The 16842-nt window shown below is 62.0% G+C and carries 18 protein-coding genes; all 18 read right to left on the bottom strand.

The annotated features are described in order from the left end of the window. Positions 1 to 27: 27 nt before the first annotated feature. Positions 28 to 438, bottom strand: a complete 411-nt coding sequence (locus tag L867_RS0123135) for a hypothetical protein (protein ID WP_028739036.1) — start codon at positions 436 to 438, stop codon at positions 28 to 30. A gap of 33 nt (positions 439 to 471) precedes the next feature. Beyond that, entirely contained in the window at positions 472 to 1221 is a 750-nt protein-coding gene (fliR, locus tag L867_RS0123130; RefSeq protein WP_028739035.1) for a flagellar biosynthetic protein FliR, read from the bottom strand. Next, on the bottom strand, positions 1218 to 3305 hold the full coding sequence (gene flhA / locus L867_RS0123125; protein ID WP_028739034.1) for a flagellar biosynthesis protein FlhA: 2088 nt from the start codon (positions 3303 to 3305) through the stop codon (positions 1218 to 1220). The genes fliR and flhA overlap by 4 nt, the downstream gene beginning before the upstream one ends. A 130-nt stretch (positions 3306 to 3435) precedes the next feature. Further along, the gene (gene fliQ / locus L867_RS0123120) at positions 3436 to 3702 is read right to left on the bottom strand and encodes a flagellar biosynthesis protein FliQ (RefSeq protein ID WP_028739033.1); all 267 of its coding nucleotides are present in this window, start codon (positions 3700 to 3702) and stop codon (positions 3436 to 3438) included. A 48-nt stretch (positions 3703 to 3750) separates the two neighbouring features. Continuing rightward, a complete protein-coding gene (flgD, locus tag L867_RS0123115; protein WP_028739032.1) occupies positions 3751 to 4206 on the bottom strand; it encodes a flagellar hook assembly protein FlgD in 456 nt (151 codons plus the stop codon). Continuing rightward, the gene (gene flbT, locus L867_RS0123110) at positions 4197 to 4646 is read right to left on the bottom strand and encodes a flagellar biosynthesis repressor FlbT (protein ID WP_028739031.1); all 450 of its coding nucleotides are present in this window, start codon (positions 4644 to 4646) and stop codon (positions 4197 to 4199) included. The genes flgD and flbT overlap by 10 nt, the downstream gene beginning before the upstream one ends. Next, a complete protein-coding gene (gene flaF, locus L867_RS0123105) occupies positions 4643 to 4990 on the bottom strand; it encodes a flagellar biosynthesis regulator FlaF (protein ID WP_028739030.1) in 348 nt (115 codons plus the stop codon). The genes flbT and flaF overlap by 4 nt, the downstream gene beginning before the upstream one ends. 37 nt (positions 4991 to 5027) lie before the next feature. Next, positions 5028 to 6089 carry a flagellar hook-associated family protein gene (locus L867_RS0123100; protein WP_028739029.1) on the bottom strand — a complete coding sequence of 354 codons (1062 nt, stop codon included), beginning with the start codon at positions 6087 to 6089 and terminating at the stop codon, positions 5028 to 5030. Between the two features lie 3 nt (positions 6090 to 6092). After that, positions 6093 to 7550 carry a flagellar hook-associated protein FlgK gene (flgK, locus tag L867_RS0123095; protein ID WP_028739028.1) on the bottom strand — a complete coding sequence of 486 codons (1458 nt, stop codon included), beginning with the start codon at positions 7548 to 7550 and terminating at the stop codon, positions 6093 to 6095. Between the two features lie 21 nt (positions 7551 to 7571). Further along, positions 7572 to 8774 (bottom strand): flagellar hook protein FlgE, encoded by a 1203-nt coding sequence (locus L867_RS0123090; RefSeq protein ID WP_028739027.1) that lies wholly within the window; start codon positions 8772 to 8774, stop codon positions 7572 to 7574. 127 nt (positions 8775 to 8901) lie between these two features. Further along, positions 8902 to 9573 carry a transcriptional activator Rem gene (gene rem, locus L867_RS0123085; protein WP_028739026.1) on the bottom strand — a complete coding sequence of 224 codons (672 nt, stop codon included), beginning with the start codon at positions 9571 to 9573 and terminating at the stop codon, positions 8902 to 8904. A 279-nt stretch (positions 9574 to 9852) separates the two neighbouring features. Then, on the bottom strand, positions 9853 to 10428 hold the full coding sequence (locus L867_RS27215) for a transglycosylase SLT domain-containing protein (RefSeq protein ID WP_028739025.1): 576 nt from the start codon (positions 10426 to 10428) through the stop codon (positions 9853 to 9855). Then, complete coding sequence (gene fliK, locus L867_RS26220; protein ID WP_051439177.1) at positions 10358 to 11878, bottom strand: flagellar hook-length control protein FliK; 1521 nt, start codon at positions 11876 to 11878, stop codon at positions 10358 to 10360. Before fliK ends, L867_RS27215 begins: the two co-directional genes overlap by 71 nt. Continuing rightward, positions 11878 to 13197, bottom strand: coding sequence for a chemotaxis protein MotC (gene motC, locus L867_RS0123070; RefSeq protein WP_028739024.1), 1320 nt, complete (start codon positions 13195 to 13197; stop codon positions 11878 to 11880). Before motC ends, fliK begins: the two co-directional genes overlap by 1 nt. A 4-nt stretch (positions 13198 to 13201) precedes the next feature. Then, the gene (locus L867_RS0123065; RefSeq protein ID WP_028739023.1) at positions 13202 to 14494 is read right to left on the bottom strand and encodes a MotB family protein; all 1293 of its coding nucleotides are present in this window, start codon (positions 14492 to 14494) and stop codon (positions 13202 to 13204) included. Beyond that, positions 14491 to 15141 (bottom strand): hypothetical protein, encoded by a 651-nt coding sequence (locus L867_RS0123060; RefSeq protein ID WP_028739022.1) that lies wholly within the window; start codon positions 15139 to 15141, stop codon positions 14491 to 14493. Before L867_RS0123060 ends, L867_RS0123065 begins: the two co-directional genes overlap by 4 nt. A 316-nt stretch (positions 15142 to 15457) precedes the next feature. Then, positions 15458 to 16420, bottom strand: a complete 963-nt coding sequence (locus L867_RS0123055) for a flagellin N-terminal helical domain-containing protein (RefSeq protein WP_028739021.1) — start codon at positions 16418 to 16420, stop codon at positions 15458 to 15460. A 321-nt stretch (positions 16421 to 16741) separates the two neighbouring features. Then, the coding region (locus L867_RS27620; protein ID WP_269748274.1) for a flagellin at positions 16742 to 16842 on the bottom strand (101 nt) is incomplete at its 5' end.

The raw sequence follows: 16842 nt of genomic DNA, 5'->3' as shown, positions 1-16842 counted from the left end.
CCCGGTGCTTTGAATAGGTGACGAGTATCACTCGCGAAGCTTGCTGGAGGCTGTCGTGGCAAACGTCATGTCGATGAGGTCATAGATGGCGTTGTCGTCAGCCTCGCGATCCTCGTGCACGCGGGCGTCCTTCATGTTCTCCTCGAGCCGATCACCCTTGGCGCGCTCACGCAACATCTTGACCTCCTGGCCGTGCTGGAGGCTGGCGAGCTGCTTGTCGGCATTGGACAACCGGTCGAAGCGGTCGGCGTAGTTCTGGGCGAACAGGCGATGGAGCGGTTCCAGCGAGCCGATCGCCGCCATGACAGAGACCATCGAGGCGGCATTCTCCTCGCGGCGCTTGGCGGTCACGGCGAGGTCGCTCTCGGCCATGCGCTCCATATGGCGCTGTACGTTGACGAGCCGCTTCAGCTTTTCGGACTTTTTCGTCGGCCCCATGGGCGCTCCTTGGGCTTCGGGTTCGCTCGCGCCTCAGCCGAGGAAGATCCGGGGAAAGTTATCGGCGAACTGCCGGACGATCGCGGCAATGGAAAAATACACGAGAAACAGACCGCCCATCAGAAGGTAGGGCGTCGAGATGAAGTAGATCGGGATCTGCGGCGCGAGCTTGTTGATCAGACCGATGGAGAAGTTGAACATCATGCCGAAGATGATGAACGGGCTGGCGAGCCGCAGCATCAGCAGGAAGGTGGCGCCGAGCGTGTCGGTCAGCGTGATCAGCATCTTCTGCATGTCGGGAAAGCCGCCGAGCGGCATCAGCCCGTAGGAATCGATCAGCGCCCGCAGCACGATGTGGTGAAAATCCAGCATGAACAGCAGCAGCAGGCCGCCGAAGCTGATCATGTTGGTCAGTTGGTTTTCCGGTGTGTCCTCGACCACGTCGGGGGCGCCCGGCGAGTTGAAGCCGATCGACATGGAAATCGCCGAGCCGGCGAACTGCAAGCCGATCACATAGAGCCGGGGGATCAGGCCATACATCGTGCCGATCAGCGTTTCGCCGACGATGAGATGGATATAGGCATAATCGCTGCCCGACACCTTGGGGTAGATCGTATCCCAAAGCACCGGCAGGATGGCCATGGAAATAGCCGCCGCCATCAGCAGCCGGACCATGACGGGAATGCGGGCCGAGGAGAAACCCGGGAGCACCATGAAGCAGGCGCCGATCCGGCAGAAGGCCACGAACATGGCCAGAACTGTCCCCTCGGGGTCGGTTATCATGAAATGGAACCCAGGATCTTTATCTCGATGCCCTTGGCCAGCTCGACATGCGACAGCACCGGCAAGGTAGCGAACAGACGCTCGATGATCATGCGGACATAGGAGCGCGTTTCCGGCGAGGTGACAAGCACGAAAGGCAGTCCGCGGTCCATGAATTCACGGATAACCTTGCTGGCCTGCTCGGAGAACTCCTCGAGGCTGCGCGGATCGATATCGAACTCGACGATTTCGCCCTTGGCATCGCGCTTCAGTGCCTGGTGGAAGACGAGATCCCACTTGGAGCCGAGACGCAGCACGCGCAGCACGCCGTTGTCGGTCAGGTCGCCGCAGAGCTGCTGCGACATGCGCACGCGCACATGCTCGACAATCTGCTCGGTCTTGCGCACATGCGGGGCCAGTTCGGCCACCGCTTCGAGGATCAGATGCAGGTTGCGGATCGAGACGCGTTCGGCGAGCAGCAGCTTCAGAACCGCCTGCAGACCGGAATAGGACATGTGCGACGAGCAGATCTCGTCGGCGAGCTTCTTGTATTCCGGATCGAGCCGGTCGATCAGGATCTTCACGTCCTTGTAGGAGAGGAGCTGCGGCAGGTTGTTGCGGATGACCTCGCTCACATGGGTGAGCACGACCGAGACGTTGTCGATCGGATGGAAGCCCTCGCGCTTCAGGTCCTCGGCGAAGGTTTCGAGCACCGAAACCGCCGGCATGCCGAAGGCGGGTTCGCGGATCTCGTCGCCCGGCACCTTGGGCTTGCGGCCGGAACCGGTGACCACCAGGACTTCGCCGACGCGCAGCTGGTTGGAGGCGACCGTCGTGCCGTGAATGCGGATCTGGTAGGATTTCTCCTGGATGGCGATGTCGTCGGTAACCTTGATCTCGGGCACGACGAAGCCGTACTGGCTGGCAAACTTCTTGCGCATCTTGCCGACGCGGAAGGCGAGTTCCTGGTGGGCGCCGAGCAGTCGGGTCGAAACCAGCTTGCCAAGCGCCAGTTCGATCTCGGCCGTCTTGAGCACGGACTTGACCGAATCCTTCTCGGCTTCCTTGGTCTGGATGACCTTCTTCTCCTCCTGCTCGCGCTTGACCTTGTTCTCCGCCTCGATCTGGCGCGGGATGAACCAGCTGCCGAAGGCCATGATGCCGCCGAGCGCCAGAAAGGGCACCATCGGCAGGCCCGGCACGATGGACAGCAGGACCATCAGCGAAGCCGCAACCGACAGAGCGCGCGGATAGCCGCTCAGCTGGTTGACGACGGCCTGGTCGGTCGAACCCGGATTGCCGCCGCGCGAGACCAGAAGGCCGGCGGCGAGCGAGACGATGAGGGCCGGGATCTGCGAGACGATACCGTCGCCGACCGACAGCTTGACGAAAACGTCGGCCGCTTCGCCGATTTCCATGCCGTGGCGGAAATAGCCGATGATGATGCCGCCGAAGATATTGATGGCGGTGATGATCAGGCCGGCGATCGCATCGCCGCGCACGAACTTCGAGGCACCGTCCATGGCGCCGAAGAAGGAGCTTTCCTGCTCGAGCTCGCGGCGGCGAAACTGCGCTTCCTTGTCGTCGATCATGCCGGCCGACAGGTCGGCGTCGATCGACATCTGCTTGCCTGGGATGGCATCGAGGGTGAAGCGGGCGCCGACCTCGGCGATACGCGTGGCACCCTTGGTGATGACGATGAAGTTCACGGTGACCAGGATCAGGAAGACGATCAGACCGATCACGAAGTCGCCGGACATGACGAGGCTGGAGAAGCCGGCGATCACGCCACCCGCCGCCTCATGCCCCTCGTGACCGTGCGAGAGGATGACGCGCGTCGTGGCGATGTTGAGCGCCAGGCGGATCATCGTCGAGATCAGCAGGATGGTCGGGAAGGACGAGAAATCGAGCGGGCGCTGGATCCACAGGGACACCATCAGGATCAGCACGGAAAAGGCAATCGAGAATGCCAGTCCCATGTCGATCAGGAACGGCGGAATGGGCAGGAACAGGATGCACAGGATGCCGACGATGCCCATGGCAAAGCCGATATCGCGGCCGTTCGGGCTGACCTTCGGTATGATGATTGCGGTTGGTTGCGCCATTTATCGTTCCGTCTCTTCATGAGAGGTCGGCCGACGCCCGAGGGCATTCGGCCATGTTCAACGAAGCGATAGCGAGCGAAGCTTGCGCGAGGGTGGCAGTGTCACCAATGCCGCAGCCGGCGGAAGACGGTCAAAACCCGGTCTGCACGCGGGAAAACACCAGATTGGCGAAGAGCGAGATCTGCCCGCCGACGAAGGGGGCGCTGATGCCGATGGTCACCAGGATGGCGACGATCTTCGGCACGAAGGTCAGGGTCATTTCCTGGACCTGGGTGAGCGCCTGGATGAGCGCGATGGTGACGCCGACGATCATGGCGGCGAGCACGGCCGGACCGGACGCGACGAGCACGGTCCAGACGGCTGCCTGCATGATATCGAGAGCGTCTGCCTCATTCATGGACTTCAATTCCTGCGATGAGCCGGGGGAATCACTCCCCCATGCGCATCAGGCATCCGTATCAGTATCGGGATCCGGGGTCGATGGCACGCCGACGCGAACGCCGACGGTGATCGGGATCTCGTCGCCTTCCGTGGTCGTGGCGACCATGGTGTCGTTGTAGACGCGGACCGACTCGATCACGCCCGAGAGCTTTTCGTCGGCGCTGGTGATCGTCTGGCCGATATAGTTCGACGCATTGGTCAGCGCATTGCCGGTGATCAACGTCTCGAGATTGGCGTTGGTCTGGATCGTCTGCTCGACCTGGGAGAAGGTGGCCAACTGGGCGATCTGCTCGCTGGCGTCCATCGGATCGGTCGGGTCCTGGTTCTGCATCTGGGCGATCAGCAGTTTCAGGAATGAATCATAGTCCAGCGAAGCGGCAGCCGAGGCGCTGGACGCGGATGTGTCCGTCGTCTTCGTCGATGCCGCATTGGTGGCCGAGGTAACGCCGTCTACCGCCATGGTGCAATCTCCTTGCGAATCTGTTCAACAGTGGCAGGGGTCATTTCCTGGCTGTTGAGGATCTGGTCCTCGATCGCGTACAGCCCGCGGATCGCCTTCAGCGCGTCGAAGGCGCGGCCCGACGAAACCATGCCGTCGACCCGCTTCAGCTCGGCGAGGATTTCCTCGTTCTCGAAGCAGGTGAGCAGCATGATGATCGACTTGCGGAACATCGCCATCGACTGTTCGCGCCCTTCCGGGTTGATCAGCATCATCTGGGCGATGAAGTAGAGCTGGCGGAGCGGCGTGGTCGCCTGTTCCGGCTGCAGGACGTGATTTTCCAGCAGGAACGTGACGTCGTTGAGGAATTCCAGCGCAACCTTGCGGTCGACGCGCAGAACCGCTCCGTTGATGAAAATCCGTTCGCCCGACTTGAGCGAGATGCGCAAAGTGCTCTTCATTTCAGTCCATCCCTGATGATGGTTGTCACGTCGATGATGCCCTGGAAATTGGTGGACTGGCGCTTCCGAATCCGGTCGCACTCCTTCAAAATCCAGATGGCGATTGAGATCAGGTTGGCGCGCAGTTCGGCGTCCAGCTGATTTTCCGGCTGTTTCAGATCCTCGATGAGGCGGATCCAGACCCGGCGGGTGTAGAAGAGCGCTTCGATCGCTTCCCGGGTATAGCCCTGCTCGTCACGGGCCAGCGTGAGAAGCTCGATGGAGCGCGTCAGAGCCTGCCGTTCACGATCCTTGGCGTCCGCGACGCCATCTTCCATGATTTCGGCATATGAAAATTGGTACATTCATCTGTCCTTCATTTCCATTCATTCCCTTTGGTCATCAAAGGTAGTTGACGAGGCTCAGAGCCTGAATCTTCGCCGTCAGTGTGTAGGATGCCTCGACCAGGGACAGGAGATTGTTCACCCGGGTCGAGGCTTCATAGGCGTCGACCTCGATCTTGCTGGTGAGCGTCGTGTCGATGATGTCGATCTGAACCTGGAGCGATTCGTTGGCCTTCTCGATCCGGTTTTCCGACAGGCCGAGCATGGTGCGCGTGCTGTTGATGCCAGTGGTCGCGATGCCCGTGTATTCGATCGCCTTGTTGGTCACCATGGCACGGCTGTCGTCCGAGAGATCGAGAGCCAGCAGTTCCTTGGCCACGACGGACGCAAGCGCGAAGTAGCGCATGCCCTTGCTGTTGACCGAGGAGGAGGTTTCGACCGTCTCCGTCTGGCTGATCCGGCTGGTCATCACTTCGTCGGTCGCGCTCGACCAGTCGGTGGTCCAGTCGGCACCGGAATACATCGGCTCGACGACGTTGGTGATGAAGTCTTCCATGCTCGGCGCGGCACCGGAGGCGGCGATGGTCGCCGTCTGCGCATCCGTCTGCGGGAAGCCGAAATAGGACAGGAACTCCGCATCGAAAGCCAGCTTGGCGGCCGAAGTATCGGAATAGGGCTCGAGCGGCTGCACGTCGCTATTGATACCCGAGAACAGATACTCGCCGCCCAGCGAGGTGTTGGCCATGCTGGTGAAGGTATCCAGAGCACTGGTGATCGCCTGGATGGCCGTTTCCAGATTGCCGGTGTTGGCAGTACCTGAGAGCGCGATCAGCGCCTCGTTCATGTCGTCGCCGGCCTGGGCCATCTGGTCGAGCGCTTCCTGGGAGGCCTCGAGGCGCTGGGTGGCAATCGCATTGGTGCTCTTGATCGACTGCAGGCGCAGGCTGTCGCGGGTCAGGTCGACGACGGTCGAGGTGGCGCCGCCGATTTCGGCCCCGATATCGGCATAGATGCCGGTGGTGACTTCCTGCTGCGCCTTGATCAGCTCGTTCTGGGCCTGACGAATGGTCAGGCGCATCGAAGTCTGGATCGAGAGATTGGAGATGTTTGCTGTCGACATATCTTAGCCCGCCATCGCCAGGACGGCCTGAAGCATCTCGTCGATCGTGGAGACGAGCTTGGCCGATGCCTTGTAGGACTGCTCGACGTCGAGCAGCAACGAGAGTTCCTCGTCGAGGTTTACGCCGGTTTCCGACGAATAGGACTGGAAGGACTTCTCATAGAGCGCGACCTTGTTGTCCGAGGCCGTGGTGGCGTTGGAGCGCAATTCCTCCAGCCAACCGATCGAGCCGCTGGCGAAGGTCATGACGCTCATCGACGTCTTCAGGTCGGCCGTGGCATCGAATGCGCGATCGGCGTCAAGCGCGTCGGTATAGCCCATCAGCAGCGTGGTGTAGCCGGAATTGTTGCCCGTGTTCCACTTGTAGGTCGCGCCATTGATGCCGCCGTCGCGCAGGAGCATCGGATCGCCGCCCGCAGAGGCGATGACCGCCGACGAGACGGTGATGCTGCCGGCCAGGCCCGGCTCGACCGTGCCCGAAGTGAGTGTGGTGCCGCCGGACCAGGTGAAAAGGCCTGGCATATCGGCGGCGACGCCTAGCGGATCGGTCTCTGCAAAGGCTTCGATCAGGCCGCGCGCGACTTCGTCGAGCTGCGTCTGGAAGGTCGGGGCGATCTCGTCGCGCAGTTGCAGCAGCGCGCTCAGCGAGCCCTCTGCATCGGTATTGCCGCCGTCGCCGGCGCCGATGGCCACGCCATCGACATAAATCTGGTTGCCGGTGACCGTCGCGTCATAGGCGAGCGTGCGGGTAAAGGTGACCGACCGCGGCAAGGTTTCGAACAGTGTCGTGCCTTCCGAGGTGTAGATCACCATGTCGCCGTTGGCGCGCGCGCTGGCGTCGATGCCGACGATTTCCGAGATGTCCTTCAGGAGCGTGTCCCGGGTGTCGAGCGCATCGCTCGCATCCGTGCCGAGCGCCGTCGCCTTGACCACTGCGTCATTGGCGACTTGGAACTCGGCGAGAAGCCGGTTCAGTTCCTTGACCTGAGTGACGATTTCCGCGTCCGCGTCGGTGCGGAGCTTCTGGACGGTGGCGGCTGCCGTGTTCAGCGAATTGGCCACGTCCTGGGCATCGGTAACCACGGTGGCGGCCAGCGTGTACTCGCCCGGGGAGGCGGCAAAAGCTTCCAGGCTGTTCTGGAGTTCTGCAAGATAGGTCGAGGGGGAAAGCTCGTAGTCATTCCCCCCCAGAGCGTTGGAGAGCGTCGTCAAACCGTTGAGAAGCGTATCCTGGGCGCTGGAGGCCGAGGTTGCTCCGGTGAGCTGGCGAAGCAGGGCCATCTGCTGGGCACGCTCGGTATTGACCGTCGAGGCGCCATAGATGGTGTTGGTTACGACAGGCGAACGCCGCACATAGTTTGCATTTCCGTCATTGGCAATATTCGTGGAGATGACGGAGGTCTGTTCCCCCGTATTCCTGAAAATGGCTTGAGCCGTATTAAGTGCAGAAGTAAGCGACATGTGGCTGCCTTAACCTTCCGGTTATCTCTTCAGGTTGACCAGGGTTTCCATCAATTCGGAGCCGGTCTGGAATACCTTGGAGTTCGCGGTGTAATTCCGCTGGGATTCGATCATCGCGGTCAGTTCTTCCGCCACGTCGACGTTCGAGTCTTCAAGCGCGCCGGAGAGGATGGAGCCGAAACCGCTGGAGCCGGCATAACCCATGACGACGACGCCGGACGAGTTGCTCTGGGTGTAGAGGTTGCCGGCAACCGGGTTGAGGTTGTCGGGGCTCTGCACGCTGGCAAGCGCCACGCGGAAGCGCGGGACCAGTTCGTTGTTGTCATAGGCAACGGAGACCACACCGTATTCGTCGATCTCGTAGCCGACGACTTCGGAGGCCCCGTTGCCGTTGATGTCGCCGTCTTCGACCGAGAAGTCCGCGGCGAGCTGGCTCGACGCACTGATGTCGATCGTAATGGCTTCCATGTCGGCGCCGTTGACCGTGAAGGCGGTCGTCGTCAGCGACGTGGGCGAAACGATCTGGCCGTCGGCGTCGAAGGTGATCGTGGTGGCCGGCACGACGGTCGTCGCCGGCGGCCCGGCATAAATGCCGGTGACCGACCAGACGTTGTCCGCGGTCTTGGTGTAGGTGAATTCGATTTCGCGGCTGTTGCCCTGGCTGTCAAAGCTGACAAGCGAGGTCTTTTCGGTACCACCGACAGCAGCATTCGAAGGCAGGTTGACGTTCAGCCAACCAGCGGTCGAGGCGGTCGCGGAGATCGCGGCAGACGAGAGATCGATCGGCTCAAGACCGTTGAAACCATTGACGACGATCGTCGGATCGGCCGTCGAGGAATATTCGTAACCCATCAGCGTATAGCCGGCAGAGTTCTTCAGCGTGCCGTCGTCCTGAACGACGAAGGAACCAGCGCGGGTCAGGTACTCGACACCATCGCCGCCCTGGACGATGAAGAAGCCGTCGCCGTTGACGGCGAGATCGGTCGAGGAGGTGGTGTAGCTGAACGTTCCCTGGTTCGAGATCGAATAGCGCACAGAAGTCTCGACGCCGCCCGAATTATAGGCGCCGGCGGTCGTCGGCAAGATCATCGAGGAGAACTGCACGGAGGCCCGCTTGTAGCCGACCGTGCTTGAGTTTGCGATGTTTTCAGCAACTGTGCCGAGACGATTTGCCTGGGCATTCATACCGGACACACCGGTCCGCATCGTTCCGTAAAGGCTCATTGAAAATCCTCGTTTCCGTAGTCATTGCAGAGAATAAGAGGTGGGCCTTGCGTGAAGCTGTCTGGAGATGGCGGGCCTTTTCGAATTCACTCGTTAGGCCCGCACCACGCGGCCGGATGCTGGAAAATCAGCTCCAATCAATGCAGTAGCCGAGGAAGCGCTTGGAATCGACCGGGTCGAAACCGAGCTTCTTGCGCAGCTTCTTGCGCAGCTTGGAGATATGGCTTTCGACCACGTTCTCCTCGACCTCTTCGTCGAAGATGCCGTAGATCGCATTGAAGATCTGGGTCTTGGAAACGCGACGACCGCGGTTGACGACCAAATATTCGAGAATGCGCCGCTCGCGCCGCGGAAGAGGAAAGACCTCGCCCGCGATTTCCGGATCGCGCCCGTCGGAGAAGACCCGGATGGGGCCGATCTCGGTGAAGTTCGCGATCGACTTCAGCCGGCGGCGAATCGCCGCCGCCCTTGCCAGGATTTCCCTGGGATGAACCGGCTTCCTGACGACATCGTCGACGCCGCAGTCGAACAATGCCAGCGTCGCCTCGAGCGACGGCTGGTCGCTGACTGCGATCACCGGCGCCTGTGTCCTGTCACGAATTGCCCTCGGCAACTCGTGCGTGCAGTCCCCCTGCCCGAGCAGAAAGGCCTCGACAGCCGCGATGTCAGAATCCGCTGCCGTGTTGACCCACTCGCCGAACTCAACCGGATCAAATCCGGTCGATGGAATGCCTTCACGCCCAAATAAGGATGTGTACCCGTCTTTCACGAGCTCTCGCTCGTCTACCACTACGATCATCGTCCGCCTCCGAATCAGTGTGTGGTGCCTCGATGCACTATCGGTACGAATCAGGCGAATCACGGACAACTAGATGATGTTAATGGTAGGTATTAACAGTTGATTAAGATTTTCGTGCCGATTTGAACTATATCTAGTATGCTGAAAGGCAATGCGACACTATTTTTCGGTGGAAAAGTTAACGCATGGTTAACAGACCGCTTGGGGCATCTGTTTTCGCCCACATTCTGAACACAATGGCAAATCAGCACCTTGAGGCTTGTCTACCCCCAAATATGGCTATTCACCGCAAAATTTCCGGGCGTTCGGCGTCCACTTTCCGTAGCCGGTTGCGACGAGATTAGCGATCACGCGGCACACATATCGCTTCTGCGCCGGGTCGTTGTTCGGCCCCGCATGGTACCTCGCCACCGCCATCGTCCAGGTTTCGTGACGATCGCGTAGGTTGCTGAGGAAGCGGGCCGCGTATTCGACATTGGCCCGCGGATTGAACATAGCTTGCACGGAGGAAAAGTTCTCCCCGTGGAAATGCTGGTTGATCTGCATGCAACCGATGTCGATCAGTTTGGCGCCTTGCCGGCGCGCATTCACGAAGGCGCGCAGTGCATCGGCCTCACTGTCGAAGAACATCGGCTTTCCCTCGACGTTCATCGCAAAGGGTTGAAGCGATCCTTTCCGCCCCGTCTCCGTCAGCCCGACGGAATAGAGGATGCCTTCCGGGATCGAATATTTCGCCGCCGCCGCCTGGATCTCGCGTTCGCAGGCTCCGGTGGATGCGACCGCGTCACATGTAGACGTGGCCAGGACGAGAACCACCAGCCCCGCCAGAGGCCGTCTGTAGCGCGCTCGTGTCATCTGCCGTCTTCCCCGTACCAGTGCCGTTCTCGGCCTGTAGTGCCGCCCCACGGCGCTCTCCGCTGCCGTTGCCGCCCTGCGCCCCACCCTGCGCCTGCTGACCCGTCGACTGCCCCTGCGCACCGCTCTGGCCACTGTCGGCACGATCCGCCGCTGCCACATTCACGCTGATCTGAATCTGGTCGACCGCGAAGCCATGCGCCCGCAAGGCCTTCAGCATATCGTCCTGGTCGCCGCTCAACTGCTTGTAGGCCGCGTGGGTCTCTACGGTGATCTGCACCGAGAGCTCCTCGCCACTCAGTCGAAGCGTCGCGGTGACATTGCCGAGTTCGATCGGGCTCATCTGCAGCTTCAAGGTATTGACGACCTTGCCCGAACTCGACTGGCTGGCCGCGTTGGCGAGCTCGGAACCCGGCAGCATCGCACTCGCCCATTCGCCATCGCCCATCATCGCGGCGGTCAGACCCGCCGCATTGGTGGAAGCCGGAGCGATATAGCGGCGTGCGTCGAGGACAGCGACCGTCTGGCCACCATCCTTCGGCGAACCGATGTCATACTTTGCCGTCTCGCCGTCCGACTGACCGACGCGCATGGAGACTGCCTGGCCCTTGCCGTCGGCGCGCAGGAAGCGGAAGGAGCGATCGGCATCGGCCGTTTCCGTCTCGGCGGTCTCGACCGAAGGAAGCTCGCCGCTCTCGGCCGTGCGCGACGTGCGCATGTCGCCGGAGGATGCTTCGACCACAGCCAGTTCGCCGGCGGCGGCTCGGCTGGTCGTCTTGCCGTCGGCGCGCGGCGTCGCCTGACCGGCCTGGGGTGCGGCGGTAGTGGTGTTGCTGAGCATTGTCAGGACGTCGCCGAGATCCGAAGCCTTGCCGTCGGGCGCCACTTCGGCTTCGCCGTCGACCGCCGTTTCGCCTTCACCGGCCGGCTTGTCCGTGCGCTCGGTCTTGTCGCCCTTTGCCGTCTGGACATGCTTTACCACGGCGGCCACCTGGCCCGCGTCCAGCGTCTCGTCTGACGCGCCATTTCCGCCTGCTGCCGGATGTCCGGCAACGGGCTTTGCGGTCTTGCGGCCGGGAACCGTGCCATCGGCCGGCATGTCGTCGGCTGCAGACTCGGTGGCGGCCTCGTCGACCGTCGCCCCGCGAGCGGAACTCGCAGCGCTGGCGCGCGAAAGGGCAGACTGCGAAACATCGATCAGCGGCCGGCCCGGTTTGGTGGCCTTTGCATCCGAAGCCTCGGCATCGGCGCCGGCTGCCGCGTCGCCCTCAGGGGCCTGGCCAGTCGTCGTGTTTTCGCGATCCTGGCGGCTGCGGCTGCTATGGCCGGCGTTCGAAAGAGCGTCGTGGAATCCGTTGCCTGCCTTCGCGTCACTGCGATGCGACGCAGCGCTCCCCGCGAGCGAGGCATCCATGCCCGGGATTTTGGCGGAGGTGGCCGGATCGATCATCAGTTTGTGCCTTCTTGCTTCAAGAGGTCGTCGATCGCATCCAGCTTGGAGCGGCCGGTATCGACGAAGGAGCGGAACTCCGGATCCTGATCCTTGCTTCCCTCCGCATCAGACTCGGCCGTTTGCGGCGAAGCGTTCTGCGGATCCGAAGCGGGCGCCGTCGGATCCTGCTGTTCGTCCGAAGCGGGTGCTGCGGGGCTGGATCCGTCGGCGACGGATGCGTCGTTCTGAATGGCTACACTCGGCTCGGGAGCTTGTGCCTGGCTGTTCGCCTCCGGCTTGCGCACCACCTCCTCGGCGATCGCGGCAGCGGCATCGCGCAGGGCGCGGTCCGAGGGCGAGAGAATCTCGTCAGGGATCGCGGCAATGGCCGCGATCGCAGCACCCACCTCATTGGTCGGAATGCCGGCGAGACCGCCATAGAGCTTAGCCAGAGCATCCGCCCCTTCGGCCGTGCCCGACAGCAGCTTTGCCTTGTCGGCGGCCTGTCGCGCCAGTTCATTGCGCCCCTTGATCGCCGCCTGCCGGGCGATGCGCAGATAGACCTCGCGCTGGCGGTCGGTATCCATGTAGACGAGCGTGCCCTCGATCGCCGCCTGATCGAAGGCCTCGGTGTGCTCGACGACCAACTGGACAAACAGATCGGCGAACTGGCTGGCATAGGGCGAATGCAGGAAACGGCGCGCATAGCGGTTGGCATAGGCGCCGGCCTTGTCGACCATGCCGCCCTCAACCGCAACGGCCAGCGAGCGACGCAGCGCGGCCTCCTCGACGATCGTTCCGGGCGCGGTCAGCCGCGCCCAGTCGTAGAATTTCAGCGCCGCAACCGGATCCCGCGGGATCATCACATTGCCGGCGATGAGCGCCAGATAGGGCGCGATCTTGGTATCCCGATACTCGGTGACCATGTCGCCGAGGGTCTTGGCGATCAGCGTGCCCTTGCCCGAAAGGTATTTGCGCAGCGCATCCGTGACGCGGTTGTCGAAATTACCGTCGATGTCGCGCGCGACGAGGAATTCCAGGGTCGCGGGATTGCCGCCGCTCATGGCATAGATCAGCGTCGCATCGATATTGCGCGGCTCCTCGAAAATCGCGCTGTCCGCTTCTCGAAGCCGCTTGTCGATCGTTTCCAGCATGAAGCGCTGCATTTCAGCAGCCGAGTGATCGCCGAGCACGACCGAATCCTGCACGAATTGCAGCGAGCGCAGCATCTTGTACGGCTCGATGCCGTTCATGTCCTCCGCCCGCGCGGCAGCTGTCCAGGCCAGGCCGAGGAGAGACAGAGCCGGAACGAGCAGGTGCAGTCTCATGCGCCCCATGCCGCTACCCCTGATCTGCTTGTATCAGGATCTCGATGCGGCGGTTGGCGTCGGCGAGCGGATCGTCGGGAACCTGAAGCCGGCGATCGGCAAAGCCCGAGACCTGCTCCACGCGGCCTTCCGACAGCCCGCCGCGCACCAGCATGTAGTAGGCGCTGTGCGCACGCGCCATAGACAGGCGCCAGTTGTCGTTGTCGGTGCCCTTGAACTGCCGGCCGTCGGTGTGGCCGCGGATCACGATCGGCCCCTCGCGCTGTTGCAGAAGCTTGCCGATGCGTTCCATCGCCACGACCAGATCCTTGCGGGGTACGGCCGAGCCGACATTGAACATCGGCGCATCGGACTGGTCGGAAATCGTCACCAGTATCCCGCCCTCGGTCGGAGCAACGATCAGGCCTTCGGCAAGCTTGCCCGCGGCGCCGCCGAGCTCCTTCTCGATCTCGGCCTTGAGGGTGTCCGCGGCTCTCTGCTTGGCATTGAACGCCTCCTCGGCCGTATCCGCAGCGGCGGCGTCCTCGGTTTCGCTCATGGTCTTGTCGGTCTTGCCCTCTTCCGGCTTGTCGGTCTTTCCGGGTTGCGCCGCCTCGGCCAGGGGATCGACCGGCTGTTCCGGCTTCTGGCCGGGCACGACCATGGCGAGCTGCTGCTCGGCGTCCGTCGGGTTCGGGTTCTCCACCGTGGCCGGCGGGGTTTCCTGCTTGCCGGGCTTGCCCTGGGTGGTCTGGACCTGCTGGGTCCAGAAGTCGGGATCGAACGGGTCGCGATAGGCCTCGCCGCCCTCGGCGCCGGTGGAGGGACCGGAATCGGCTGCGCCGCCCTCGCCCTTGGCGCTGACATTGGCCTGCTGGCCGACTTCCTGGGCAATCTCCGCCAGGACGGAATAGGGATTTTCGAAGAAGTCCGCTTCGGAATAATTGGTCTGGTCGCCGGAGGTCGCGGTCTGGTCTTCGCCGGTCGCGGCGGCCGCGCCGACGGTTTCCTGCTGTTCCTCGACCTGGGACCGCTCCTGCTTCTGCTCGCCCTCGGCCTGGTCGACCGGCTTCTTCAGACCCTTTTCGGTCGGCTTCTCGTCGGAGAGCTTGATCGGATTGAAATAGCTGGCGACCGAGGCCTTGGTTTCCTCGTTGGCCGCGTTGACGAGCCACATCACCAGGAAGAACGCCATCATCGCCGTCATGAAGTCGGCATAGGCGATTTTCCAGGCACCACCGTGGGCGCCGTCGTGATCGCCGCCGCTATGGCGCTTGATGATGACGATCTCGTTCTTGCCGTGGTGGTGATTTTCGCTGTCGCTCATCCCAGCACTTTCTTCAGGCTAGCCGCGAAGGCGGAGATCCGGGTGACGAGCACGGTGCCGTCGAGTTCGGCCGAAAGATCCAGATCCTCGACTTCGACATGGCGCAGGGCACCGGCGGCCTCGGGCATGCGGGCGAGAAGCAGATCGAAGAGCGCCCGGGGGCCCTTCAGCGTGATCGTACCCGCTTCGCCCTCGGCGATCGCGGTCTTCAGAAGGTCGGCAAGGTCGGTCACCGCCTTCGCCGCGACCTCCTCCGAGAGGAACGGCCCCAGTGCATCGGCCGCGCACTCGCTGACGGCAATGGCAATATCCGCCGCCACCCGGTCGAGGCCTTCGGCGAGGCGCCTGGCGGTTTCGCCCATCAGCCGCGCCTCGAGCGCAGCCATCGCCTCGTCATGGGCCGCCTTGAGGGCAGCCAGTTCGGCGGCATGCTTCTCGCCAAGCTCTGCTGACGCCGTTTCATGGCCCTCGGCATAGGCGGCGCGGCGCTCGGCTTCGATATCGACCGGCTCGGGCTCCGGCACGCTGCCGAAATCGCTGTCGAAGGAGACGTCATCCAAAGCGGAAAAGTCCCCGCCGATCGTGCCCGAAGGCGCGCTCGCAGGAGCGGAGAAATCCTTGAGATAGTGGGCAAGCGGCATGCTCATCGACCAAGGTCTCCCGTGACGAGAACTGCCGGCATGCGGTCGCGGCGATATGAGAATATCCTGAAATTCATAAATACATTCGGAACGCGCATAGTCATCATGCCATCCAGTGCCGGCGTCAGTCTTCGAGGTTGAACCACGTTGCGCCTGGCGAAAGTGCCATTTGCCTCATCCGAGACTAGAAGCCCAAACTTGTGCGAGGATGAAGGTGTTGGACCGCGCCAGGGCAGTTGCGCGGTCCAACGGCTCCACCTTATGCCGATGACCGGCGGCACGGTAGAAACGGAAAAGATCAACTCCGGTCCGTTGCAGCGGATTACTTGAACAGCGTCAGGATGTTTTCCGCATTGGTATTGGCGATCGACAGCGCCTGGATGCCGAGCTGCTGCTGGGTCTGGAGCGCTTTCAGCCGGGTCGATTCCTCGTTCATGTCGGCATCGACCAGACGACCGACGCCCTTGTCGATCACGTCCATCAGCGTCGAGACGAATTCGTCCTGCATCTCGATGCGGCTGGTGATGGCGCCGAGGGTGGAGGCCGAGTCAGTCAGTCGCTGCAGCATGGCATCGACCGCGCTGATCATGCCGTCCAGTTCGTCGTCGCTCATCGAGGTGGTCAGAATGATTTCCGAACCGGTGGCACCCGTCGTCGCGCTGGCATCGATCAGGAAGTAGGTGGCGACCGTGGTCGTGGCGCCGGAGGGCTGGGTGACCTGGAAGCCCTTGGTCAGAACGCCGTTGTTAGCGTCCTTGGTGTCGATCAGCACCGATTCGGAGGTGTCGAAGGCGAGCGTCGTGACCGAGACCGCGCCGTCGGAAGCGCGATTGAACGAAGCGACGATTTCCTTCGTGCCCGGAGCGGCCGTGGATTCGTTGAACAGCCAGTTCTCGCCGGAGAAGGATGCCGATTCGGCAATCGCGGCGAGCTGGTTCTTGAGCTCGGAGAGCTCCTTGTTGATCTTGCTCTTGTCGACGCCGGGTTCGCGCGCGGCCACGAGCTTGGACTTGATTTCGGTCACCACTTCGACGGCGGACTCGAGACCGGTATAGGCGGTGTCGGTCTTTGCGGCGCCAAGGCCGAGGGCGTCCTGCACGGTGGAGAGAGCGGAATTGTCGGAACGCATGGTGGTCGCGATCGACCAATAGGCGGCGTTGTCGGCAGCCGTGGCGACACGGTAGCCAGAGGATACCCGCGCCTGCGTTTCCTGCATGTTGGAATCGATGCTGCGGAGGGTTTGCAGAGCCGCCATTGCGGCGGTGTTGGTCATGATGCTGGTCATCTGGTGCCCCAAAATTGAATACGGGACATGCCGGATTTGTCAAAATCTACCGGCGACGACGGACTGCTTCATGCACATCGATCAACTGTTTGCCCTGGTGACCGACCCGACGCTCTTAACGAGTTCTTAATGATATTAGAGTTAACAAAAGGTTAACGCAATAAGGATTTGTTAAGCTGTATGAACAAATCGTCAAGATCAAAGGGCTAGATTTCGCACTGTCTGCCCGGCAGGGGCAAAAACGAAAAAACCGCGGTCGTGAGACCGCGGTTTTCAGGATGCGCTGAAGATGGAGGGCCGGGTTTCCGGCCCTTCCGGATCTTACTTGAACAGCGAGAGGATGTTTTCCGAGTTGGAGTTGGCGATCGACAGCGCCTGGATGCCGAGCTGCTGCTGCGTCTGCAGAGCCTTGAGGCGGGTCG

The sequence above is a fragment of the Paenirhizobium selenitireducens ATCC BAA-1503 genome (genome assembly GCF_000518785.1).
Classification (GTDB): Bacteria; Pseudomonadota; Alphaproteobacteria; order Rhizobiales; family Rhizobiaceae; genus Allorhizobium; species Allorhizobium selenitireducens.
This window is presented reverse-complemented; position numbering and strand designations above follow the sequence as displayed.